The organism is Mycolicibacterium pyrenivorans, from assembly GCF_025821625.1.
In the GTDB taxonomy this organism is placed as follows: domain Bacteria; phylum Actinomycetota; class Actinomycetes; order Mycobacteriales; family Mycobacteriaceae; genus Mycobacterium; species Mycobacterium pyrenivorans.
This window is the reverse complement of sequence record NZ_JACKSH010000097.1, coordinates 1-22,734: the sequence shown is the minus strand read 5'-3', so window position 1 is coordinate 22,734 and position 22,734 is coordinate 1. Positions and strand designations below refer to the sequence as shown.

18 protein-coding genes and 2 pseudogenes are annotated in these 22,734 nt (G+C 68.7%); 10 read left to right on the top strand and 10 right to left on the bottom strand.

The genetic code is table 11. The annotated features are described in order from the left end of the window. Positions 1–36: 36 nt before the first annotated feature. Complete coding sequence (locus tag H7I57_RS12130; RefSeq protein ID WP_264023742.1) at positions 37–834, bottom strand: ketosteroid isomerase family protein; 798 nt, start codon at positions 832–834, stop codon at positions 37–39. 107 nt (positions 835–941) lie between these two features. Here H7I57_RS12130 and H7I57_RS12125 point away from each other — a divergent pair, with 107 nt between their 5' ends. Continuing rightward, positions 942–1,373 carry an Rv0313 family protein gene (locus H7I57_RS12125; protein WP_264023741.1) on the top strand — a complete coding sequence of 144 codons (432 nt, stop codon included), beginning with the start codon at positions 942–944 and terminating at the stop codon, positions 1,371–1,373. Between the two features lie 14 nt (positions 1,374–1,387). On the opposite strand, the gene H7I57_RS12120 is transcribed toward H7I57_RS12125, so the two are convergent. Further along, on the bottom strand, positions 1,388–2,614 hold the full coding sequence (locus H7I57_RS12120; protein ID WP_264023739.1) for a cytochrome P450: 1,227 nt from the start codon (positions 2,612–2,614) through the stop codon (positions 1,388–1,390). Positions 2,615–2,922: 308 nt separating this feature from the next. Here H7I57_RS12120 and H7I57_RS12115 point away from each other — a divergent pair, with 308 nt between their 5' ends. The 6 genes from H7I57_RS12115 to H7I57_RS12090 all read left to right on the top strand — a co-directional run bounded on the left by H7I57_RS12115 (position 2,923) and on the right by H7I57_RS12090 (position 8,817). Next, a complete protein-coding gene (locus tag H7I57_RS12115; RefSeq protein ID WP_264023737.1) occupies positions 2,923–3,351 on the top strand; it encodes an MmpS family transport accessory protein in 429 nt (142 codons plus the stop codon). Continuing rightward, on the top strand, positions 3,348–6,254 hold the full coding sequence (locus H7I57_RS12110; RefSeq protein WP_264023736.1) for an MMPL/RND family transporter: 2,907 nt from the start codon (positions 3,348–3,350) through the stop codon (positions 6,252–6,254). The genes H7I57_RS12115 and H7I57_RS12110 overlap by 4 nt, the downstream gene beginning before the upstream one ends. After that, complete coding sequence (locus H7I57_RS12105) at positions 6,251–6,580, top strand: DUF732 domain-containing protein (protein WP_264023735.1); 330 nt, start codon at positions 6,251–6,253, stop codon at positions 6,578–6,580. Before H7I57_RS12110 ends, H7I57_RS12105 begins: the two co-directional genes overlap by 4 nt. Positions 6,581–6,591: 11 nt before the next feature. Further along, positions 6,592–6,864 carry a hypothetical protein gene (locus H7I57_RS12100; RefSeq protein WP_264023839.1) on the top strand — a complete coding sequence of 91 codons (273 nt, stop codon included), beginning with the start codon at positions 6,592–6,594 and terminating at the stop codon, positions 6,862–6,864. A 43-nt stretch (positions 6,865–6,907) separates the two neighbouring features. Next, entirely contained in the window at positions 6,908–7,378 is a 471-nt protein-coding gene (locus H7I57_RS12095; protein ID WP_264023734.1) for a DUF5078 domain-containing protein, read from the top strand. 131 nt (positions 7,379–7,509) lie between these two features. After that, the gene (locus tag H7I57_RS12090) at positions 7,510–8,817 is read left to right on the top strand and encodes a spinster family MFS transporter (RefSeq protein WP_264023733.1); all 1,308 of its coding nucleotides are present in this window, start codon (positions 7,510–7,512) and stop codon (positions 8,815–8,817) included. Here H7I57_RS12090 and H7I57_RS12085 read toward each other — a convergent pair whose 3' ends face one another. Further along, positions 8,818–9,951 (bottom strand): acyl-CoA dehydrogenase family protein, encoded by a 1,134-nt coding sequence (locus H7I57_RS12085; RefSeq protein WP_264023838.1) that lies wholly within the window; start codon positions 9,949–9,951, stop codon positions 8,818–8,820. It abuts the gene before it with no gap. Between the two features lie 77 nt (positions 9,952–10,028). After that, positions 10,029–10,967, bottom strand: coding sequence for a DUF7159 family protein (locus H7I57_RS12080; RefSeq protein WP_264023732.1), 939 nt, complete (start codon positions 10,965–10,967; stop codon positions 10,029–10,031). Between the two features lie 353 nt (positions 10,968–11,320). Here H7I57_RS12080 and eat point away from each other — a divergent pair, with 353 nt between their 5' ends. From eat to eutC, 3 genes are read left to right on the top strand one after another with little or no spacing between them, the layout of a single operon-like run. After that, positions 11,321–12,760, top strand: coding sequence for an ethanolamine permease (gene eat / locus H7I57_RS12075; protein WP_264023731.1), 1,440 nt, complete (start codon positions 11,321–11,323; stop codon positions 12,758–12,760). Positions 12,761–12,766: 6 nt separating this feature from the next. After that, positions 12,767–14,176 (top strand): ethanolamine ammonia-lyase subunit EutB, encoded by a 1,410-nt coding sequence (locus tag H7I57_RS12070; RefSeq protein ID WP_264023730.1) that lies wholly within the window; start codon positions 12,767–12,769, stop codon positions 14,174–14,176. Next, positions 14,173–14,946 (top strand): ethanolamine ammonia-lyase subunit EutC, encoded by a 774-nt coding sequence (eutC, locus tag H7I57_RS12065; RefSeq protein WP_264023729.1) that lies wholly within the window; start codon positions 14,173–14,175, stop codon positions 14,944–14,946. The genes H7I57_RS12070 and eutC overlap by 4 nt, the downstream gene beginning before the upstream one ends. Before the next feature lie 7 nt (positions 14,947–14,953). Here eutC and H7I57_RS12060 read toward each other — a convergent pair whose 3' ends face one another. From H7I57_RS12060 to H7I57_RS12035, 6 genes and pseudogenes are all read right to left on the bottom strand, one after another. Next, positions 14,954–15,604: a sensor domain-containing protein gene (locus H7I57_RS12060; protein WP_264023728.1), complete on the bottom strand. Its 651-nt coding sequence runs from the start codon at positions 15,602–15,604 to the stop codon at positions 14,954–14,956. An 8-nt stretch (positions 15,605–15,612) separates the two neighbouring features. Further along, positions 15,613–17,973: a Tex family protein gene (locus H7I57_RS12055; protein ID WP_308204349.1), complete on the bottom strand. Its 2,361-nt coding sequence runs from the start codon at positions 17,971–17,973 to the stop codon at positions 15,613–15,615. Between the two features lie 120 nt (positions 17,974–18,093). Beyond that, positions 18,094–20,340 (bottom strand): catalase/peroxidase HPI, encoded by a 2,247-nt coding sequence (katG, locus tag H7I57_RS12050; RefSeq protein WP_264023727.1) that lies wholly within the window; start codon positions 20,338–20,340, stop codon positions 18,094–18,096. Between the two features lie 48 nt (positions 20,341–20,388). After that, positions 20,389–20,844, bottom strand: a complete 456-nt coding sequence (locus H7I57_RS12045) for a Fur family transcriptional regulator (RefSeq protein ID WP_264023726.1) — start codon at positions 20,842–20,844, stop codon at positions 20,389–20,391. Positions 20,845–20,959: 115 nt separating this feature from the next. Further along, positions 20,960–22,258, bottom strand: a pseudogene (locus tag H7I57_RS12040) (acyltransferase family protein). Positions 22,259–22,331: 73 nt separating this feature from the next. Continuing rightward, positions 22,332–22,734, bottom strand: a pseudogene (locus tag H7I57_RS12035) (hypothetical protein); the annotation flags it as partial.

Below are 22,734 nucleotides of genomic sequence, written 5' to 3'. Positions count from 1 at the left end.
GGCGCCGATCGAAGCGACGTGGCCGATTCGACACGATCACCGCATCTCGCCGAACAGCCGGATCCGGGACAGGGCCACCCGGTCGGCGCCGAGGTCGGCGATGAGCACGCTGCGGCGGCCGTCGCGGTCGATCCGCGCAGCCACGGCACGCCCCGACCGGATCAGTTTGCCCCAGGTCCCGCCGGAGAGGTGCTTGACCAAGTCGGAGGTGGTCAACGCCTCGGTGTCGCCGAGGGTGATCGGGCCGTCGGCGGCCAGCCGGCGCACGCCTATCTCGTCCCCGCCGCACGCCTCGTCGAGGAACCGCGCGAACAATCCCTTGCCACCTGTGCCGAGGCCCTGGAATCCGCTGAGGAACCCGAGGCTGCCGGACAGCCCCTGGTTGGCGAACATGGTTCTGCCGAGCGACATCCCGGCGGGCACGGCGGCGAGCCCGCCGCGCGCGAACTGCCCGATCATCGCGGGCAGCTCCCAGTAGGCCGACAGCGCGGCGACTCGCAGCTCGTCGTTCTCGGTCTTGAGGTCATAGCGAATGAAGGTGGGCACCCGCATCGTCAGCGCCGACGCCATCTGGATCTCGAGTTCGAGGTCGCGAAGCACCGTGGTGCCGACGACGAGGTCCACGCCCGGATGGTGGGTGATGGCACGCGGGCCGATGAACGTGTCATAGAAGTGACCGATGGCCACGCGCCCCCGGTGCGGCCGGGAGCCCACCGGATCCTCGACCCTGCCGTCGGCGGTGAACAGGCCGATCCAGCCCTCGCGGTCGTGTGCTGCGGCCGCGGTCAGCGACCGCTGCGCAGTGGCCAGCAGGTCCGCTCGTGTCATGGGCATATAGGTTGCCTACCACTTCCGTCTCGCGACAGTCGACTAGTTGTGCTGACGCGGGCACACTGGTCACTATCCGCTGTGCTGCGGGCACAGCCGTCAGGAGGACCACCATGGGCAACAGTTCTTCCGGGGGGCCGTTCGGCTTCGACCCCGAGGATTTCGACCGCGTCGTGCGGGAGGCGGGCGAAGGGCTGCGTGAGGCGTTCGACGGTCTTGGCCGGTTCGTGAACACCTCGGGTGAGCGCGCGGGATGGTCGGTGTTGTTCGACGAGTTCACCCGCGGCACCCGAGCCCGCACCCGGCCGGAGACCACCGGCGAGACCGGCGACGGGGTGTGGGCCATCTACACCGTCGACGACGGCGGCGGCGCCCACATCGAGCAGGTGTATCCCACCGAATTGGATGCCCTGAGGGCGAACAAGAACAACACCGACCCCACCCGGCGGGTCCGGTTCCTGCCCTACGGCATCGCGGTCAGCGTCCTCGACGGTCCCACCGACGGACCCGAGGCCACCGAGGGCGTGGAGTCACCGGGAGACTAGGTTTGACCTGCCGGTCAGGCCACCACCACACGCAGGTGCTCCCAGCCGCGGACCGTCGAGGTGGGCGCCAGCCTCGCGGTGCCGTAGTCGATGTCCCACTCGGGCCAGCGGTTGAGCAACTCGTCGAGCGCCACCCGGCCTTCCAGTCGGGCGAGGTTGGCACCTAGGCAGTAGTGCACACCCTTGCCGAAGGTGAGGTGGCTGATGTTGTCCCGGTGGATGTCGAAGGTGTCGGGCTGCCGGTATCGGCGCTCGTCGCGGTTGGCCGCGCCGAACAACAGCAGCATGGCCGACCCGGCCGGAACGGTCTGCCCGTAGCACTGGAAATCCCGCGCCATGTAGCGGGCCACGTGCGGACCGGTGGGCTCGAATCGCAACGTCTCGTCGACAGCGCGCAGCAACAGCGACCGGTCGGCGACGATCTCGCGGCGCTGGTCGGGGTGCTCGGCGAGCACCTTGGCCAGCCAACCGATCAGCCGGCCGGTCGTCTCGTTCCCCGCCCCGGCGACCACCTGCGTGTAGTGCAGTACCTCTTTGCGGGTCAGTTTTCGCCGCACGCCGTGTTCGTCGTCGAACTCGACGTTGAGCAGGGCGGTCATCAGGTCGTCGGAAGGGTTGTCCGATCGCCATTCGACGTAGTCGGCGTAGATGCTGCCGTCGGCGATCTTGTCGGCGTTCATCACCTTCATCGGCGCACCCGGTTTGGTGCGCAGGTTGGCGTCGTTGGCGTCGCGGACCGAGACCTGCTCGGACTCGGGGATTCCCAGCAGCATGCCGATCACCCGCATCGGCATCATCGAGGCCAGTTCGGCGATGATGTCGAACCCGTCGGAGCCCACCAGCGGGTCGAGACATCTCACGCAGTACCGGCGGATCTGGTCTTCGATCTCGGCCATCCGCCGCGGCGTGAACACCCGCGACATCAGACCGCGCAGCATCGTGTGCTCGGGCGGGTCCTCGAACATCATCACGCCCTTGGGCATGTCGAATTGCGATTTGACCAGCTCCAGGATGTCGCTGCGGCTGTTGGAGAACGTCTCCCAATCCGAGAGCGCTTTCTCGACGTCGGCGTGCCGCGACAGCGCCCAGAAGTCGTAGCGCTCGTTGTAGTACAGCGGCGCTTCGTCGCGGAGACGCGCATAGGTGGGATACGGGTCGGCGGTGATCCGCACGTCGTACGGGTCGTAATAAACTGTCGCCGAGTCTGCGGGCGCGGTCGTGGCTCCCCTCGGGTCCGCCATCGGCACGCTCCTCCTCGGCGGCAACCGCACAAGCGCTGTTGGGCGATCGCTCAGCATTCTGCTGTGGCTATGTCTAGCAGCGGGCTCGACCGGCGGTCAAGGGCCGAATCGGCGCGGATCGCACGGCGACCGGGCCCGCGCGGGGTGACCTGGCCCGCACCGACGTGTAAGCAGTTAGCAGCGACACAGTTACTTGGCCAATCTGCGGGTCGGATGAGAACTTATACGGGCTAAGTTACGATCGGCAGAACATCCGGAACGAAATCAGAGGGTTGAGAATTGCGCGGCAAGGGTCAGGGTCAGGCGACGTGATCGGCATCGCCAAGCGGGTGTGGCTTCCGTTGCTCATCGTGTTCGTGGTGGTGGTCGCCGGCCTCACCGTCTCGCGTATCCGGACGTTCTTCGGCTCCGAGGGCATCATCGAGACGCCGCGCAACTTCGCCGATCTGCCCGAGCCCTACGACCCCAAAGAGGTCCGCTACGAGATCTCCGGGAGCGGGTCCTACGCCGACATCAACTATCTGGATCTCGACGCCAAACCGCAGCGCGTCGACGGCGCGGCGTTGCCGTGGTCGCTCATGCTGAGCACCACCGAACCGTCGGCCGCGCCCAACATCGTCGCCCAGGGTGACGGCAGCACCATCACCTGCCGCATCTTCGTCGACGATGAACTCAAGGACGAGAGGACGACGGACGGCTTGAACGCCCAGACCTTCTGCTTTGTGAAGTCCGCATGAGCACTCCGGTCACCGACACGCCGACCGACGCGTTCCCGCCCGCCCGTAAGCCGTCGCGCCCGTTCATTCCCCGGATGATCCGCGCGTTCGCCGTGCCCATCGTCCTGGGCTGGATCGCGCTCATCGTCGTGGTCAATGTCGTTGTGCCCCAGCTGGAGACGGTCGGCCAGATGCAGGCCGTCTCGATGAGCCCCGGCGATGCGCCGTCGATGATCTCGATGAAGAAGGTCGGCGAGCTGTTCGAGGAAGGCGACTCGGACAGCTCGGTGATGATCGTGTTCGAGGGCCAGGAACCCCTGGGCGACGAGGCGCACGCCTGGTACGACGAGATGGTCGACCGGCTCGAAGCGGACACCGCCCACGTGCAGTCCGTGCAGGATTTCTGGAGCGACCCGCTGACCGCCTCGGGCTCGCAGAGCACCGACGGCAAGGCCGCCTACGTCCAGGTGAAGCTGGCCGGTAACCAGGGCGAGGCGCTGGCCAACGAATCGGTGGAGGCTGTCCAGAACATCGTGGACAGCCTCGAACCGCCGCCGGGCGTGAAGGCCTATGTCACCGGCCCTGCGGCGCTGGCCGCCGATCAGCACATCGCCGGCGACCGCAGCATGCGGTTGATCGAGGCGACGACGTTCACCGTCATCATCATCATGTTGCTGCTGGTTTATCGGTCGATCGTCACCGTGCTGATCACGCTGGTGATGGTCGTGCTGTCGTTGACCACCGCGCGCGGGGTGGTGGCGTTCCTCGGTTATCACGAGATCATCGGCCTGTCGACGTTCGCGACGAACCTGTTGGTGACGCTCGCGATAGCCGCGGCGACCGACTACGCCATCTTCCTGACAGGGCGCTATCAGGAAGCGCGCGAGGCCGGCGAAGACAAAGAGACCGCCTTCTACACGATGTTCGACACCACCGCGCACGTGGTTCTCGGCTCGGGTCTGACCATCGCCGGTGCGACGTTCTGCCTGAGCTTCACTCGGTTGCCGTACTTCCAGACCATGGGCATTCCGTTGGCGATCGGCATGTTCGTGGTGGTGATGGCCGGCGTCGTGCTGATGACCGCCATCATCAGCGTCGTCACCCGCTTCGGCAGGATTCTGGAGCCCAAGCGCACGATGCGGGTTCGGGGGTGGCGCAAGATCGGTGCGGCGGTGGTCCGCTGGCCGGGCCCGATCCTCGTGGCGACGGTCGCGCTGTCGCTGGTCGGACTGCTCGCCCTGCCCGGCTACGAGACCAACTACAACGACCGCAATTATCTGCCTGCCGATCTGCCCGCCAACGAGGGCTACGCTGCCGCAGACCGCCACTTCTCGCAGGCCCGGATGAACCCTGAACTGCTGATGGTCGAAAGTGACCACGATCTGCGCAACTCGGCCGATTTCCTGGTGATCGACAAGATTGCCAAAGCGCTCTTTCGGGTCGAGGGCATCGCCCGGGTTCAGGCGATCACCCGCCCGGACGGCAAACCGATCAAGCACACGTCGATTCCGTTCCAGATGAGCATGCAGGGCACGACCCAGCGGCTCAACGAGAAGTACATGCAGGACCGGATGGCCGACATGCTGGTGCAGGCCGACGAGATGAGCAACACCATCGCCACGATGGAGAAGATGTCGGACCTGACCCAGCAGATGTCCGAGATCACCCACAGCATGGTCTCGAAGATGGAGAACATGCTGACCGACATCGAGGATCTGCGCGACAGCATCGCGAACTTCGATGACTTCTTCCGCCCGATCCGCAACTACTTCTACTGGGAACCGCACTGCTATAACATCCCGGTGTGCTGGGCGATGAGGTCGGTGTTCGACACCCTCGACGGCATCAACGTGATGACCGATGACTTCCGGGAGATCCTGCCCGACATGAAGCGCCTGGACACGTTGATGCCGCAGATGGTCGCGCTCATGCCCGAGATGATCGAGACGATGAAGACCATGCGTACGATGATGCTGACGATGTACCAGTCCCAGAAGGGAATGCAGGATCAGATGGCGGCGATGTCCGAGGACGCCGATGCCATGGGCGAGGCGTTCGACGACTCGATGAACGATGACTCGTTCTACCTGCCGCCGGAGATCTTCGAGAACAAGGACTTCCAGCGCGGGCTGGAGCAGTTCCTGTCCCCCGACGGCCACGCGGTGCGTTTCATCATCGCCCACGAGGGTGATCCGTTGACCCCCGAGGGCATCAGGAAGATCGACGCGATCAAGACCGCTGCGAAGGAGGCCATCAAGGGCACTCCGCTGGAGGGGTCGAAGGTCTACCTCGGCGGTTCGGCGGCAACCTTCAAGGACATGCAGGACGGCAACAACTACGACCTGTTGATCGCCGGCATCTCGGCGCTGGGCCTGATCTTCATCATCATGCTGATCATCACGCGCGCCGTGGTCGCCGCCGCGGTCATCGTCGGCACGGTCGTGGTGTCCCTCGCCGCGTCGTTCGGGCTGTCGATCCTGTTCTGGCAGCACATCCTGGGCATCGAACTGCACTGGATGGTGTTCGCCATGGCCGTGATCATCCTGTTGGGCGTGGGCGCCGACTACAACCTGCTGCTGGTCTCGCGCCTCAAGGAGGAGATTCACGCCGGGGTCGGCACGGGCATCATCCGCGCGATGGGTGGCAGCGGCACGGTGGTAACCGCCGCCGGACTCGTCTTCGCCTTTACAATGATGTCGATGGCGGTCAGCGAGTTGACCGTGATCGCCCAGGTCGGTACGACGATCGGTCTGGGTCTGCTGTTCGACACACTCGTGATCCGCGCGTTCATGACCCCGGCCATTGCCGCGTTGATGGGACCGTGGTTCTGGTGGCCGCAACGGGTGCGCACCAGACCGGTCCCCTCGCCCTGGCCGAAACCTGAACGGCTGCAGACAGATCCAGCAGAGGGAGTGAGGCCATGAAGCGGGTCCTGGTAGGAATCGCCGCGCTGGCCGTGGGGCTCGGGTTCGCCGCGCCCGCGGCGGCCGACCCCGACACCGCCTTCTCCAACGAACTGCACACCTACGGCATCTACGGTCAGAAGGACTACAACGCCTGGATCGGCAAGATCACGTGCAAGCGCCTGGCCACCAACCTCGACGCGAACGCCTTCGAGGCGGCGCACTTCGTGCACAACCAGCTGGACAAGGACGCCACCACCGAGCAGGCATGGCAGTTCCTGGCCGCGGGGTTGCGCACGTACTGCCCGGACAAGCTCTACGTCCTCGATCAAGCACCGCGACAGTGACGCGGGACGCGATGACCTCGATCAAGTCCGCGGCGTGTGCCGCAGCGGTCGCGTGCGGGCTGGCCGTCGGCAGCCTGCATTCGGGCGTGGCGAGCGCACAACCACCTCCGCCGCCGGCGCCCGTCCAGGGTGAGCAGCCACCCGCCTGGGCGCCGCCGAAGCCCGCCGAGCACTGGAATGGCCAACCCGTCGTGTGGAACTCGGCCTGGGGTGGACGGTGGGGCGTGTGGATCAACGGCGGCTTCATCTCACTGACGTCGAATCCGGTGACGGGCGGCGGCTGATCCGATGAGGCATCGCCAACCGAACGATGAGGCAGGAGGAATGATGACTGGACTGGTGAGTCGCGTCGCGCGGGTGGGTCTCGGTTTCCTCGGAGCGGCGGCGGTCTGTCTGAGCCTCACCGGCCCGGCGGCCGCCGATTCCACCGAGGACTATCCGATCCCGAGGCGGATCATCCACACGACCTGCGACGTCGAGCAGTATCTGGCGGCGGTGCGGGACACCAGCCCGGTGTACTACGAGCGGTACATGATGGACCGGGCCAACCGGCCCGCCGACGTCCAGCAGGCCGCGTTCGACCGTATCCACTGGTTCTTCTCTCTCGATGCGGTGGGACGCCGCCAGTACTCCGAGAACACCGCGACCAACGTCTTCTACGAGCAGGTGGCCACGCGCTGGGGCAACTGGGCGAAGATCTTCTTCAACAACAAGGGCGTCGTGGCCCACGCCACCGACGTGTGCATGAACTATCCGCGCGGCGACATGTCGGTGTGGCACTGGCCCGTCGCGCGATAACTGCGTCACCGCCCGGGTTCGATTCGGTGTCTTCGGCGAAGCCGTGTCATTCGGCCGCGACACCCTCGAACGCGTGACATTCTGATCGTCGTCTGTAACGCTCGACGGCGTCTGTCGCGAAGGAGTCCGGGATGTCCACACCGTCGCCGGTACACACCGCCGACCCCGCGGATGGGACCCACCGTCCCCGCCGGGCGTGGGCGGCCGTGTCTGCCCTGGCGGTCGTCGGCACACTGAACTACGCCGACCGCTTCCTGCCCGCGGTCCTGGCCGAACCCATCAGGGAAGATCTCTCGTTGTCCGACACCGCCATCGGTGTCATCAACGGGTTCGGGTTCCTCGCCGTCTACGCGTTGGTCGGCATACCCATCGCCCGCATCTCCGACCGGGGTGCGTACGGGCTGGTGATCTCGGGGTGCCTGTCGTTGTGGGGCGTGATGACGATGCTGGGCGGAGCCGTGCAGTCCGGCCTCCAACTCGCGCTGACCCGCGTGGGGGTCGCCATCGGCGAAGCCGGGTCGACGCCCGCCGCGCACGCCTACGTGGCCCGCAACTTCGCGCCCGAGCGTCGCGCCGCGCCACTGGCGGTCATCACGCTGGCCATCCCGCTGGCCAGCGCGGCCAGCCTTATCGGCGGCGGGCTCCTGGCCCAGGCGCTGGGCTGGCGCACCGCTTTCGTGGTGATGGGCGCACTCAGCGTGGCGTTCGTCCCGGTCGTGCTGGCGGTGATGGGCCGGCGGCAGAGCCCCCTCCCCGACCCGTCCCCTTCACCCCGACAGGCCGGGCCGTGGTGGGAGATCCTGCGCAAGCCGAGCTATCTGGCGATCGTCACCGGGGCGGCGTGCGTCTCGGTGGCCGGTTACGCGTTGACGACGTTCGCGCCGGCCTTCCTGATGCGGGCCCGCGGTATGTCGCTGGGCGAGGTGGGCCTGCAGTACGGCATCGCCAGCGGCGTCACCGGCATCCTCGGCCTGCTCGTCGTCGGGCGGGTGGCCGACCGGTTGTCGGGTGTCGACCCACGCTGGCTGCTGTGGCTGGTCGCCGCGATGACGGCCGCGCTGCTGCCGTTCTCCACGCTGGGGTTCGTGGTGGGAAGCAGCGGGCTCGCGGTCTGTTTCATCGCGTTGAGCTATGTCGTCGGCACGGCCTACATGGCGCCGTCGATCGCCGCGATCCAGCGGTTGGTGCCCGCCGAGCAGCGCGCGACAGCCTCGGCGATCTTCCTGTTCTTCAGCGCCATCGTCGGTTCCGCGGGGCCGTTCGTCACCGGGCTGATCAGCGACGCCCTCAAGGCCGACCTGGGCAACATGTCACTGCAACGCGCCCTGCTGGTCGTCGTGCCGGTGATGCACCTGGCGGCGATCGCGAGCTACCTGGTCGCGAGCCGACTGTTCATCCGGGGAATCGTGGTGGATCCCCAGGCCGCCGTCCAGCGTTGATCAGAGACCGAACTGGTCCTCGATGACGCCCAACCACACCTGCGCCGCGTCGATGGCCACCTTCTCACTGATGAAGGCGTGCTGGGTCCCGGTGTAGACATCGCGGAACGCCCGCTCGAGGCGGCTGCCCTCCCGGATCGCGCTGGTGCCGGCCACCAGGTGCGCCCATTCCGCGCACCCGCGGGCGGTGTCGGTGGCGAACACCGCGGCCACCCGCATGTCGGCGCGCAGCGTCGGCGTGAGCTCGCCACCGGCGGCGACGGCCGCCTCCGCGGTGCCGAACGCGTCGAGCACCAGCAGACGCGCCGCCCGCCAGGCCGCCACGTGGTGGGCCAGGCCCTTCTGGAACGTGGGTCGGCTGGCCAGCGCCGCCATGTCGCTCATCCGGAACTTCGTCGCCGCCAGTTCGGCCACGTCGTCGAGCATGCTCTTGGCGACCCCGAGCGCCCACGCGGCATGGCCCGCAGCGGTCACCGGCATCATCCCCATCCGGGTGGCCGGTGAACTCCCCCGCCGGGGCTCGCGGCTGAACAGCGCGAAGGTGCGGCGGTGCGGGACGAACACGTCGTCGAGGGCGTAGTCGTAGGAGCCGGTTCCCTTGAGCCCCTGCACATGCCAGCCGTCCTTGAACTCGACCTCGTCACGCGGCACCACGGCCACCTGCATGTCGGGCACGCCCTCGCTGATCCAGCGGATCTCGCCGTCGACCATCGGCAGGAACCCCGCCGCCACGTACTCGGCGTGGCCGGTGCCCGACCCGAAGCTCCACGATCCGGTCAGCCGGTAACCGCCGTCGACGGCGGTACCCTGACCGTTGGGGAAGAACTGCCCGCCCATCGTGACGTGGTTTTCGTTCGCGGTGAACACCTCGACGAAGCCGTCGTCGGGCAGATACGTTGCCGCGGCGAATGCCGACGGCAGGTTGGCGATCCCCACCCAGCCGAATGACCCGTCCTGCCAAGCCATTTCGATCCAGGTCTCGATCATCTCCGCGAACGAGGGCTCCATCCCCCCCGCGGCGGAAGGGTTGAAGGCGGACATCAGGCCGGTGGACCACATCGATTCGACGATCGCCGCCGTCAGCGTGCGGTTTCGTTCGGATTCGGCAGCCTCGGCGAAGACCAGATCGCGCATCTCGCGGGCCAGTCCGACGACGTGGTCAGGGGCGTGGGCAACCTGGGATACCGGCGTCACGGGTCGACCGTACGCGGTCAGGGCAACGCAGTGAACACATTCACCATTTCTGTCATGTCGGGTCCGGGCAGCGGCGCCGCCGCGGGGTCGGTGGCGGCCGCCAGATGCGTTTCTGACAGGTGAGTTTCGGGCAGGTGCGGCAGTTCGGCCGACGCCGGGCTCGATGCCTGGCCCGGGTCGGGGGCCGCCTCGAGGAGCGCGGCGGGCGCAGGTTCGGCAGCGACGGCGGCGACTTCGGGGGCCGGGTCGGCGCCGATCGCGGCGACCGGTTGCTGCACGGGCTCGTAGAACTGTGGCGAGACGACGGCCGGCTCCTGGACCGGGACCGGGGTGACGACGACCTTGCGGTCCGTCGCCGCGGTGGCCGACGGGGCCGCGACGGCCACCCAACCGGGATCGGCCGGCGTGGCCTGTTCGGCGGTGACGATCGCCGTGGCCGGCTCGATCCGTGGCGCCGGTTCCGCGGAGAGCAGCAGCACTCCCAGGCCCGCCGCGACGGCCGCGCTGAGCACGGCGGTGACGACCCGGCGCCGCGCTCGTCCTCGTCGCGGCTCCGGAACCGCCACCGTCTGCGTGTCGCCGGGATCGACCTCGGCTCGTGCGGCGCCATAGGCCAATGCCAGCCGCGGTGCCATGTCCATCGCGTCGGGGTGAACGGGGGCCGCCATCGCAGCCGCCGTGGGCACCGCCTCGACGTGGTCGAAGCCGAGATGCTCCAATCGCGTTCGCAGCCCGAGACCGTCGTGCGCGGCGTCGGTCTTCCACGTCAGCCGGACGCCCCCGATCTCCACACCGATCGCCCGGGCGATGGCGCAGGCGCCGCGCGCCGCTGCGCAGGCGGTCTCGCCTGCGGGGTCCACGTCGAGTGCGTCGTGGTCGAGCAGCGCGCCGTCGGCGTCCACGAGCGCCCAGACGACATCGTCGGCGGTCAGGGACAGGCCCAGCACTGCGCTCACGGCGATCCCTTCCCTCGAACCGGTGTGTGCGATCTATCGAGCGCGCCTGCGGTGCTGTTACAGAAGTGAGGACTGGACAACGCTCGGACCAGCCCATAAGCTCCCGCTTTAAAGGTTGGTACGGAGACCTTTAAACCCTGGCCCGGGTGCTCGGCAGATCGGCAGGAGCGTAACGCCGAGTCGCGCGTCGCGCGCGCCGCCGACCGCGACGACGTCGTCGCGCCGGGCCGTGCTGTCCGTTTTGCTACTTAAATTACGTTGCGCGCCAATGCTTTTGGTGTGATTATGCAACGTCGACGCAACCATGTGGGGCATAGTGTGTTAGCTCACACCATCGAATGGAGTCTCATGTCATGAGTAGCGACAGTCATCCCATCCACACCGGGCGCGGTGTCGAAGAACATCGGGAATCGGACGAGTATCTGCAGAAGCGCCAACTGAAGCGAGGAACCGCAGGCTGGTTGCTGTTGGCCAGTCTCGGCGTCGGTTACGTCATCTCCGGTGACTACTCCGGCTGGAACTTCGGACTGGGCGAAGGCGGTTTCGGCGGCCTCGCGATCGCCGCCGTCATCATCGCCTGCATGTACCTGGCGCTGGTGCTCGGCATGGCCGAGATGTCGTCGGCACTTCCCGCGGCAGGCGGCGGCTACACCTTCGCGCGCCGCGCGCTGGGCCCGTGGGGCGGGTTCGCGACCGGCACCGCGATCCTCATCGAATACGCGATCGCGCCCGCCGCCATCGCCACCTTCATCGGCGCCTACGTCGAATCGCTGAACATCTTCGGGATCACCGACGGCTGGTGGGTCTACCTCGCCGTGTACGCCGTGTTCATCGGCATCCACCTCGCCGGTGTCGGTGAGGCGCTCAAGGTCATGTTCGTGATCACCGGCATCGCGCTGGTGGGCCTGGTCATCTTCGCGATCGCCGCGATCGGCCAGTTCGACGCGAACAACCTGACCGACATCGCCGTGACCGACGCCGCCGGAGCTTCTTCGTTCCTGCCCTACGGCTTCATCGGCATCTGGGCCGCGATCCCGTTCGCGATCTGGTTCTTCCTGGCGATCGAGGGGGTCCCGCTGGCGGCCGAGGAGGCCGCCAACCCGGAACGCAACGTGCCGCGGGGCATCATCGCCGGGATGGCCGTCCTGCTGTGCACCTGCGTCACGGTCCTCGTGCTGACCACCGGCGCCGGCGGCGCGGCCGCGATGTCGGAGTCGGGCAACCCGCTGGTCGAGGCGCTGGGCGACGGCACGATGGCCAAGGTCGTCAACTACATCGGGCTGGCAGGCCTGATCGCGAGCTTCTTCTCGATCATCTACGCCTACTCGCGGCAGTTGTTCGCGCTGTCGCGTGCCGGCTACCTACCGACGTTGTTGTCGGTGACGAATTCGCGCAAGGCGCCGACCCTGGCGCTGGTGGTGCCCGGCGTCATCGGCTTCATCCTGTCGCTGACCGGTCAGGGCGCCCTGTTGCTGAACATGGCGGTGTTCGGGGCCGCACTGAGCTACGTGCTGATGATGGTCAGCCACATCGTGCTGCGCCGGCGCGCACCTGAGATGCACCGGCCGTACCGCACCCCTGGAGGCGTCGTCACAACCGGCTTCGCCCTCGTCATCGCGGTGCTGGCGGTCATCGCGACCTTCCTGGTCGACAGCGTCGCCGCGTTGAGCTGCCTGATCGTCTTCGCCGCGTTCATGGCCTACTTCGGGCTGTACAGCAGGCACCGTCTGGTGGCCAATTCGCCCGACGAGGAGTTCGCCGCGCTGGCCGCCGCCGAGGACGAGCTGAGATGAAATGAGATGACGTACAGCCAGCAGGTTTCGGGCCACACCTATCAGTTCGACGGGCTCGTCGAACTGATGGCGAAGGCGACCCCGCTGCGTTCCGGTGACGAGCTCGCCGGCTGCGCAGCGGCCTCCGACGCCGAACGGGCCGCCGCCGCTTGGGTGCTGGCCGACCTGCCGCTGTCGACGTTCCTCACCGAGGTGGTGGTGCCGTACGAGACCGACGACGTCACCCGCCTGATCATCGACACCCACGACCGTGACGCGTTCGCGGCTGTCTCGCACCTGACCGTCGGCGGGTTCCGCGACTGGCTGCTCGACGCGTCTTCGCAGCCACACGCCGCGCAGGCCATCGCGGCGGTGGTGCCGGGCCTGACGCCGGAAATGGTTGCGGCGGTGTCGAAGATCATGCGCAACCAGGATCTGATCGCGGTGGCGGCGGCCACCACGGTCAGCGCCGCCTTCCGCACCTCGATCGGGATCCCGGGAACCCTGGCGACCCGGCTTCAGCCCAACCATCCGACCGACGATCCGCGCGGTATCGCCGCGGCCACGCTCGACGGGCTGCTGATGGGCTGCGGCGACGCGGTGATCGGCATCAACCCGGCCACCGATTCCCCGCAGCACACGTCGGACCTGCTGAACCTGCTCGACGACATCAGGCAGCGCTTCGACATCCCGATGCAGTCGTGTGTCCTCAGCCATGTCACGACGACGATGGAGTTGATCGAGCGGGGCGCACCGGTCGATCTGGTGTTCCAGTCGATCGCGGGCACCCAGGGTGCGAACACGAGTTTCGGCATCACCCTGCCGATGCTCGCGGAAGCCAACGAGGCCGGGCGGTCGCTGGGCCGCGGCACCGTCGGAGACAACGTGATGTACCTCGAGACCGGGCAGGGTTCGGCGTTGTCGGCGCATGCCCATCTCGGCGTCGGCGGCAGGCCGGTGGACCAGCAGACGCTGGAGACACGGGCCTACGCGGTGGCGCGTGCGCTGGACCCGCTGCTGGTCAACACCGTGGTCGGCTTCATCGGCCCGGAGTATCTCTACGACGGCAAGCAGATCATCAGGGCGGGGCTGGAGGACCACTTCTGCGGCAAGCTGCTCGGCCTGCCGATGGGTGTCGACGTCTGCTACACCAATCACGCCGAAGCCGACCAGGACGACATGGACACCCTGCTGACGCTGCTCGGCGTCGCGGGGGCGGCGTTCGTCATCACCGTGCCCGGCGCGGACGACGTGATGCTCGGCTATCAGAGCCTGTCGTTCCACGATGCGCTGTATGTCCGCCAGGCATTACAGCTGCGGCCCGCACCGGAGTTCGAGGCGTGGCTGGCACAGCTGGGGATGGCCGACGACGCCGGACGTGTCCTGCCGGTCGACCCGGCAGGCTCGCCGCTGCTCGGATTGGCGGCCGGGCAGTGACCGCCCAGGACAGGTCGCCGGCGGAGGACGTGTGGGCGCCGCTGCGCCGCACCACGCGGGCCCGCATCGGCCTGGGCCGGGCGGGCAACTCGCTGCCGTCGCAACGGGTTCTGGAGTTCAAGGCCGCGCACTCCGCCGCGCGTGACGCCGTCCACGAGCCGCTGGACGCCGACGGGTTCGGCCGGGCCGTGGAAACCGTGGGCCTCGGCGTTCCGCTGTACGTGCGCAGCCAGGCGTCGGACCGCAGCGAGTACCTGCGGCGACCCGACCTCGGCCGCACCCCCGCGGACCTGGCGGGGCTGCCACGCTCCGGCGCCGACATCGGGATCGTGCTGGCCGACGGGCTTTCGCCGCGCGCGCTGACCGACCACGGAACCGGGCTGCTGGCCGCCTTGGCGGCCGAGTTCACCGGCCACTACCGGCTGGCGCCGCCGGTGATCGCCACGCAGGCGCGGGTGGCTCTCGGCGATCACATCGGTGCGGCACTGGACGTCGCGACCCTCATCGTGATCATCGGAGAACGCCCGGGGTTGTCGGTGGCGGACAGCCTGGGCATCTACCTGACCCACCTGCCGCGACCGGGTCGCTCCGACGCCGACCGCAACTGCATCTCCAACATCCACCCGCCCGACGGTCTCGGGTACCAGCGGGCGGCGCACATCACGGCTTCCCTGGTTGCCGGGGCCCGTCGGTTGGGCCGCTCCGGGGTGGACCTCAAGGACACCTCCCGCGCGGAACTCGCCGGAGGACCCGAACCGATCACCGCCTGAGGAACGGCTACGCGGTGGTGTTGGCCAGCGCATCGATGCGGCGCAGCGCGTCCTCGGCCAGCGCCGCCACGTCGAATCCGCCGGCAGCACCGCAGGCGGTGATCTCGATCGCCGCGTTGTGCGCGGCGACGAACGTGTTGTCGCAATTCCAGTCGACCGCGCGCAGCGACCACACGACGCTGCCCTGTGGGCCGCCGCCGGCTGGAGGCAGCACGTCGAACAGGTACGTGCGCTCACCCATCGTGGTGACGGTCAACTGGGTGCCGCGGCAGGACTCGATGGCCGCTCGCGCGTCGGCCAGCGCCGCGGCGGGATCGAAGTCGAATCGGTAGACGGCCACCATCTCCTCGACGTACACGGCGCCGTCCGCGGTGGTCCAGTGACCGCCGTCGGTGGCCAGTGGGTGATGGGCGTCGATGAACGGCGGATCCACCTCGCGCGCCAGCCCGCTGCACGATTCCGGCTCGGCGGTGACGAACAGATTGCCGTCCTCGCCGAGGACTTTGGGGCTCAGCAGATCGACGACCTGCAGCGCCGTGATCGGGGCGGCCAGCGCGGCGGGTGTGGGGGTCGCGTCCTCGACGGTCTGCGTGCAACCGGTGGCCACCACGACGGCCACACCGGTCACGACCGCCGCCGTGATCGGACGATGCCGCACCGCCGTGCTCACCTTCCGAAGCCCGCCTCCCGCAGCGCCTGCGCCATCGAGCCTCCCGTTGCGTTCGTTGGCCGCGGGCCGGAGTTGTTGCCACGCAACGGCTTCCGGTCCTTCTTGGCATTGGGACGCGGTCCCCGCGAGCGTTCCGGTCGCCGGGTACCGGCCTCGCGGGGCGGGGTGTCGTTCAGGCGCAGGGTCAGCCCGATCCGCTGGCGCTCGACATCGACGTCGACGACCTTCACCTTCACCACCTGGCCGGACCGCACCACCTCGTGCGGATCGGACACGAAGCGGTCCGCCATCGCCGAGACATGGACGAGGCCGTCCTGATGCACGCCGACATCGACGAAGGCGCCGAACGCCGCCACGTTGGTCACCACGCCCTCGAGCACCATGCCGACCTCGAGGTCCGCCACCTTCTCGACCCCGGCGGCGAATGTCGCCGTCGTGAACGCCGGGCGCGGATCACGCCCCGGCTTCTCGAGTTCGGCCAGGATGTCGGTCACCGTCGGGACGCCGAAGCGGTCGTCGGCGAACTCGGACGGACGCAGCGTCCGCAGCGCACGCCCGTCGCCGATGATCTCGGCGAGCGTGACCCCGGCGCGGTCGAGGATGCGCCGGACCACCGGGTAGGCCTCGGGGTGGACTCCGGACGCATCGAGCGGATCGTCACCGTCGCGGATCCGCAGGAAACCAGCGCACTGTTCGAAAGCCTTGGAGCCCAACCGCGGAACCTCGAGCAGCGCGCGGCGGCTCTGGAACCGTCCGGCGCGGTCCCGGTGCGCGACGATGGCCTCGGCCAGCGACTCGGTGATTCCCGAGACACGCGCCAGCAGCGGCACCGAGGCGGTGTTGAGATCCACGCCGACGGCGTTGACCGCGTCCTCGACGACCGCGCCGAGGCTGCGGGCCAGGATTCCCGGCGACACGTCGTGCTGGTACTGCCCCACCCCGATCGACTTCGGCTCGATCTTGACCAACTCCGCCAGCGGGTCCTGCAGCCGCCGCGCGATCGACACGGCCCCGCGCAGTGTCACGTCGAGGTCGGGCAGTTCGTGGGCCGCGTAGGCCGACGCGGAGTACACCGACGCGCCGGCCTCGCTCACCATCGCCTTGGCCGGCGGCTTCGCCCCGGCCGCGCGGATGTCCGCGATGAGTTCGGCGGCCAGCGCGTCGGTCTCGCGGGAGGCGGTGCCGTTGCCGACGGCGATCAGCTCGACCCCGTGCCGGGCCACCAGCGCGGCCAGCGTCGCCTTCGCCGAATCCCACTGCTTCTGCGGTTGATGCGGGAAGACCGCGCAGGTGTCCACCACCTTGCCGGTGCCGTCGACGACGGCGACCTTGACGCCGGTCCGGAAGCCGGGATCGAGGCCGAGGGTGGCGCGGTTTCCCGCGGGGGCGGCGAGCAGCAGATCCCTGAGGTTCTTGGCGAACACCGCCACGGCATCCTCCTCGGCGCGCAGCCGCAGCCGGACGCGCGCGTCCACCGACGCCGAGATCGACAGCCTGGTGCGCCACGCGAAGCCCACGGCGGCGGTGAGCCACGGCGTCGCGGCACCGGCCGCGGACAGGTCGATGCCGAGCGCGCCGGCGATCATGGCCTGGTACCCGGCGTCTTCCCCGCCGTCGAGGCCGAGCGCCAGAACCTGTTCCTTCTCGCCGCGCAGCACGGCCAGCACGCGGTGCGACGGCATCGTGGCCAGCGACTCGGAGAAGTCGAAGTAGTCGCGAAACTTCTGCGCCTTCTGCGCCGCCTGGCCGCTGTCGGGCAGGTCGGGGTGCAGCCGGGAACGCAGCGAACCGTTCTGCCAGAACCGTTCTCGAAGCGCGCCGACGAGCTCGGCGTCCTCGGCCGCACGTTCGACGACGATGTGGCGCGCACCCTCCAGCGCAGCGGCGGCGTCCTCGACCTTCTCCCCGACGAACCCGGACGCCGCGTCGACCGGGTCCAGCCCGGCGTCCGCGAGCAGCCGGTCGGCCAACGGCTCAAGGCCGGCTTCCCTGGCGATCTGCGCCTTGGTCCGCCGCTTGGGCTTGTAGGGCAGGTAGATGTCTTCGACCCGGGCCTTGGTGTCGGCGGCCAGCAACGCCGCGGTGAGCTCGGCGGTGAGCTTGCCCTGCTCCTTGATCGACGTCAGGACGGCGTTCCGCCGGTCGTCGAGTTCGCGTAGGTATCCGAGGCGCTCCTCCAGGGTGCGGAGCTGGCCGTCGTCGAGGCTGCCGGTCGCCTCCTTGCGGTAGCGGGCGATGAACGGCACCGTGGCGCCGTCGTCGAGCATCCGCACCGCCGCGGCGACCTGGCCTTCCCCGACAGCCAGTTCCTCGGCGAGACGGGCATTCACAGACTTTGCAGCGGCGCCGGATTTCACGCGCAGGACCCTACCGAACGGGTGCGACACACATCGCCCTGACACGGCCGCGGCGCTCGGGATTCGCGCACCCCGGCCGGTGCACCGCCGTCGACGGTGAACCGGCCGGCGGCGCGGTGCCTAACGCAGCTCGAACCGGTCGTTGTTCATCACCTTGACCCACGCGGCGACGAAGTCCTCGACGAACCTGTCCTTGCTGTCGTCCTGCGCGTACACCTCGGCGATGCCACGGAGCACCGAGTTCGACCCGAACACCAGGTCGTTGGCGGTCGCCGTCCACTTGAGTGCGCCCGACGACCGGTCACGGCCCTCGTAGACGTTCTCGGCCGACTCCGACGGCTTCCACTCCGTGTTCATGTCGAGCAGGTTGACGAAGAAGTCGTTGCTCAACACGCCCGGCTTTTCGGTGAAAACACCGTGCTTGCTGCCGCCGTGGTTGACGTTCAGCGCCCGCAGACCGCCGATCAGGGCCGTCATCTCGGGAGCGGTCAGATCCAACATGTAGGCCCGCTCGACCAGCAACTGCTCCAGCGGATTCTTCTCACCCGGGCGCACGAAGTTGCGGAACCCGTCCGCGCGCGGTTCGAGCACCGCGAACGACTCCGCATCGGTGTCCTCTTGGGAGGCGTCGGTGCGGCCCGGCGCGAAGTGCACGTTGATCTCGAAACCGGCGTCGCGGGCGGCCTTTTCGACCGCCGCGGAACCGGCCAGCACGATCACGTCGGCCAGCGAGACCTTCTTGCCGCCCGAGGCGGAGGCGTTGAAATCCTGCTGGACGCGCTCGAGCACCGGCAGCACCTGAGCCAGTTCGGACGGCTCGTTGGCCTCCCAGTTGCGCTGCGGCTCCAGCCGAACCCGCGCGCCGTTGGCGCCGCCCCTCTTGTCGGTGCCGCGGAAGCTCGACGCCGACGACCAGGCCGTCTTCACCAACTGCTGCACGGTCAGGCCGGAGTCCAGCAGCTTCGCCTTGAGCTGTGCGGCGTCCTGGTCGTCGATCAGCTCGTGATCCACGGCGGGAACGGGGTCCTGCCACAGCTGGGGCTCCGGAACCCACGGGCCGAGGTAGCGGCTGATCGGCCCCATGTCGCGGTGCATCAGCTTGAACCAGGCCTTGGCGAACGCCTCGTTCATCTCCTCGGGGTGATCGAGCCAGCGCCGGGTGATCGGGCCGTAGATCGGATCCACCCGCATCGAGACGTCGGTGACGAGCATCGTGGGCTTGCGAGGCGGTCCGCCGAACGGGTCGGGGATGCTCGCCTCGGCGTCCTTGGCCTCGAACTGCCATGCGCCGCTCGGGCTCTTCGTCAGCTCCCACTCGTTGCCGTAGAGGATCTCCAGGTAGCCGTTGCTCCACTGCGTCGGCGTGCCAGTCCAGACCACCTCGAGGCCGCTGGTGATAGTGTCGCCGGCCTTGCCGGAGCCGAAGGGGCACTTCCAGCCGAGACCCTGCTGCTCGATCGGAGCGCCCTCGGGCTCGGGCCCCATACCCTCGTCCGGTCCGGCACCGTGCGTCTTGCCGAGGGTGTGGCCGCCGACGATCAGCGCGGCGGTCTCCTCGTCGTTCATCGCCATCCGGCCGAACGTCTCGCGGATGTCGTGCGCGGCGGCCAGCGGATCCGGCTTGCCTTCGGGCCCTTCGGGGTTGACGTAGATGAGGCCCATCGTGGTGGCGCCGAAGGGCTCTGCCAGCTTCCGGTCCTTGTCGTTGGTCCCGCCGTAGCGCGCGTCGGTGCCCAGCCAGGTGTCCTCCTGGCCCCACAGCATCTCCTCGGGCTCCCAGATGTCCGCACGGCCGAACGCGAAGCCGAACGTCTTGAAGCCCGCGGATTCCAGGGCGGCGTTTCCGGCGTACGCGATCAGGTCGGCCCAGGAGATCTTGTTGCCGTACTTGCGTTTGAGCGGCCACAGCAGTCGGCGCGCCTTGTCCAGGTTCGCGTTGTCGGGCCAGCTGTTGAGCGGGGCGAAGCGCTGGGCACCCTGACCCGCGCCGCCGCGGCCGTCGAAGATGCGGTAGGTGCCCGCGGCGTGCCAGCTCATCCGGATGAACAGGCCGGCGTAGCTGCCGTAGTCGGCGGGCCACCAGTCCTGGGAGGTGCTGACCACCGCTTGGACGTCGGCCTTGAACGCCTCGAGATCGAGCTTCTTGAACTCCTCGGCGTAGTCGAAGTCCCCGCCGAGCGGGTTGCCCTTCTCGTTCTGCCGGTGCAGCACAGACACGTCGACCTGCTCGGGCCACCAGTCGCGGTTGGTCAGCGGCGCGCTGGCCTTCGGCTTGGGGGAATCGATGACCGGGTTCTCGCTCTCGCTGTTGCTGGCGGTCGAGGCGTCCGGGGTGGGTGGGCGGCTGTCGGATGTATCGGAGGACACGGTGTTACCTTCCTGGATTTCATTCATCATTTGGTGGTTGGGCGGTGGTCACGGGTGCGACCTGGAAGCGTGCTGGATCGAGCAGTCGGGGCACAGGCCCCAGTAGATGACCTCGGCCTCGTCGATCTCGAAGCCGTCCAGCAGTCCCTGCTCGTCGGAGGCGGTCAGGCACGGCGCCTCGCCGACGGCGCAGTCGACGTCGGCGATGACCCCGCAGGAGCGGCACACGATGTGATGGTGGTTGTCGCCCACGCGGGATTCGTAGCGCGCCAGCGAGCCGGCAGGCTGGATGCGGCGCACCAGGCCGGCTCCGGTGAGGGCGTTGAGCGCGTCGTAGACGGTCTGGCGGGAAACGTCGGGAAGGCGTTGGCGCGCAGCGTCGATGATCATTTCCGTGTCGGCGTGCGGATGCTGCTCGACGGCGTGCATCACCGCCATGCGGGGCCGCGTGACGCGCAGGGCAGCTGACTTCAGCGCGTCCGCGTAGTCGGGGTTGTCGGCCATCTTCTCGATCCTGGCCCGCTTTCTGGAGATGATCAAGATTTCTGGCGAAAAATGTTGCCGTTCAGCAGAGCACGCTTCGTTTCGTGGATAGTCGGTCAGGATGGCGAACAGACCTTCAGGGCTGCGCGGCGCAGACCGCGGCGCGTTCCCGCCGGGCGGCCGCGGGGGCATGCGCGCAGAGCCGCGCCGCGGCGGCCGCCCCGAGGAAGCAGCCGAGCGATGCACCATCCGGGTGCGTCGCCGAGCCCGGACTTCGCCGTCATCACCAGCGCGACACCGGCGGCGCAGACGAGCACACCGGCAGCGGTCGTGCGGGACCCGGTGGACCCGACTGGGCCGTCCCACCACGGCAACGGCCGATGCTCCAGCGGTGCGAGCGCGTGGAACAGGGCCAGCATCACCACCGCGAAGACGACCGCGCGGAGCGCGAGCAGGGCCCGGAAGTCGGCGGCGTGCACGTCGTAGGCGTCCAGCCCGACGGCGTGCAGGCTGAACGCGGCGATCGCGATCCCGGGATGTGCCACAGGTAGAGCGTCATCGCTCCCCCGTTGCCCGTCGCGACGACGCGCCAGACCCGCGGCCGCTGGGCCCATCTGCGGATCGCGCCTGCGGCCAGGACGAAGGCACACGACATCCAGGTGCAGTGCAGCGCCAGCACCAGGGTGGGCGGAGAGACGTTGGAGATCCGTTCGGCGCCGGTGACGACGAGCGAGACCTCGTAGGGGCCGGCCGCGACGAGTATCACCTGTGCGACGAACGCCGACACCGCGACGGCGAGGGCGGCGCGGGCCGCGATCAGGCGGCGTGCGTAGGCGACCCCGATCGCCACGGGGATCAGCCAGACGACGACGAAGTTCGCGACGCCCGCCCCGGGTGTGCCCACGGCGAAGCGGATGCCGTCGATCGCCGCGGCGGCGACGACAAGGCAGCCGAGCAGGATCGCGACGGCCCGGCCGGAACTCAGGCGCGTGAGGGGCGGGACGAAGGCCAGCGCGACGAGGTAGACGCCGAGGAACCACAGCAGCGCCACGCTCTCCCGTCCGAGGCCGGCGGCAGATTCGGGGCCGAGCGTCAGGGCCACCACGACCAGGCCCACGGACCAGGCGGCGAGATACCAGAACACCGGGCGGCACAGCCGCTGCGCGCGGGCGAACAACCACGACCCCCACGGCACTCCCGCGTGGTGCCCGTAGGCTCCGGCGGCCCCGCCCGCGAGGAAGAACAGCGGCATCACCTGCACGATCCACGTGATCGCGGCGACGGCGGGGACCTGGCCGATCAGGTTTCCGATGCGGAGACCGCCGCTGTCGATGGTGGCGAGCAGCAGCGCGCAGTGCCCGAACATCACGACCACCAGCGCGGCGAGCCGGGCGACGTCCACGGCGCGGTCGCGCCCGGGTGGGGTTGTTGGCATACGGCAAGCATGCCTCGGCGGCAGCGCCCCGCGGATGAGTAGAACTACCCCATCCGAGCGGGCCGGGTGGCGGTCAGGGCAGGGCGCCGAAAACGTTGGACAGCGGCGGCGGCAGCGGCTGCGGCGCGGTGACGGGCTGGGGGGTGACCGTCACCGGCGCCTCGACGGGTCCGGCGGCCGGCGCCGCGGCGGGCAGGTGGGGTACCCCGACACTGGCCGAAAGTGATTCCGGCCCAATCGAATCCACGGCGAAGTGGGTGGCGTCTTCCGGTAACGGGACGGACTCCGGCTCGAGAGCGCTGGTGGCGGGCTGCCATGCGGCGATCGGCTCGGACACCTCCATCGGCCCGGACACCTCGATCGTCTCGGCGACGGGCTCGAACACGTCGACCGGCCCAGCCGGCTCGGCGATCGGCTGCGAGGCGGGCAGCGCCTCCGGTACGGCGACGGCGGGGGCCGCCACGGGGGCTGGGGCT

Excerpts from the sequence above, each read along its gene's own strand:
- H7I57_RS12130 (WP_264023742.1), bottom strand. The coding sequence starts at position 834 with ATGCCCATGACACGAGCGGACCTGCTGGCCACTGCGCAGCGGTCGCTG.
- H7I57_RS12125 (WP_264023741.1), top strand. The coding sequence starts at position 942 with ATGGGCAACAGTTCTTCCGGGGGGCCGTTCGGCTTCGACCCCGAGGAT.
- H7I57_RS12120 (WP_264023739.1), bottom strand. The coding sequence starts at position 2,614 with ATGGCGGACCCGAGGGGAGCCACGACCGCGCCCGCAGACTCGGCGACA.
- H7I57_RS12110 (WP_264023736.1), top strand. The coding sequence starts at position 3,348 with ATGAGCACTCCGGTCACCGACACGCCGACCGACGCGTTCCCGCCCGCC.
- H7I57_RS12105 (WP_264023735.1), top strand. The coding sequence starts at position 6,251 with ATGAAGCGGGTCCTGGTAGGAATCGCCGCGCTGGCCGTGGGGCTCGGG.
- H7I57_RS12100 (WP_264023839.1), top strand. The coding sequence starts at position 6,592 with ATGACCTCGATCAAGTCCGCGGCGTGTGCCGCAGCGGTCGCGTGCGGG.
- H7I57_RS12095 (WP_264023734.1), top strand. The coding sequence starts at position 6,908 with ATGACTGGACTGGTGAGTCGCGTCGCGCGGGTGGGTCTCGGTTTCCTC.
- H7I57_RS12090 (WP_264023733.1), top strand. The coding sequence starts at position 7,510 with ATGTCCACACCGTCGCCGGTACACACCGCCGACCCCGCGGATGGGACC.
- H7I57_RS12085 (WP_264023838.1), bottom strand. The coding sequence starts at position 9,951 with ATGCGCGATCTGGTCTTCGCCGAGGCTGCCGAATCCGAACGAAACCGC.
- eat (WP_264023731.1), top strand. The coding sequence starts at position 11,321 with ATGAGTAGCGACAGTCATCCCATCCACACCGGGCGCGGTGTCGAAGAA.
- H7I57_RS12070 (WP_264023730.1), top strand. The coding sequence starts at position 12,767 with ATGACGTACAGCCAGCAGGTTTCGGGCCACACCTATCAGTTCGACGGG.
- H7I57_RS12045 (WP_264023726.1), bottom strand. The coding sequence starts at position 20,844 with ATGGCCGACAACCCCGACTACGCGGACGCGCTGAAGTCAGCTGCCCTG.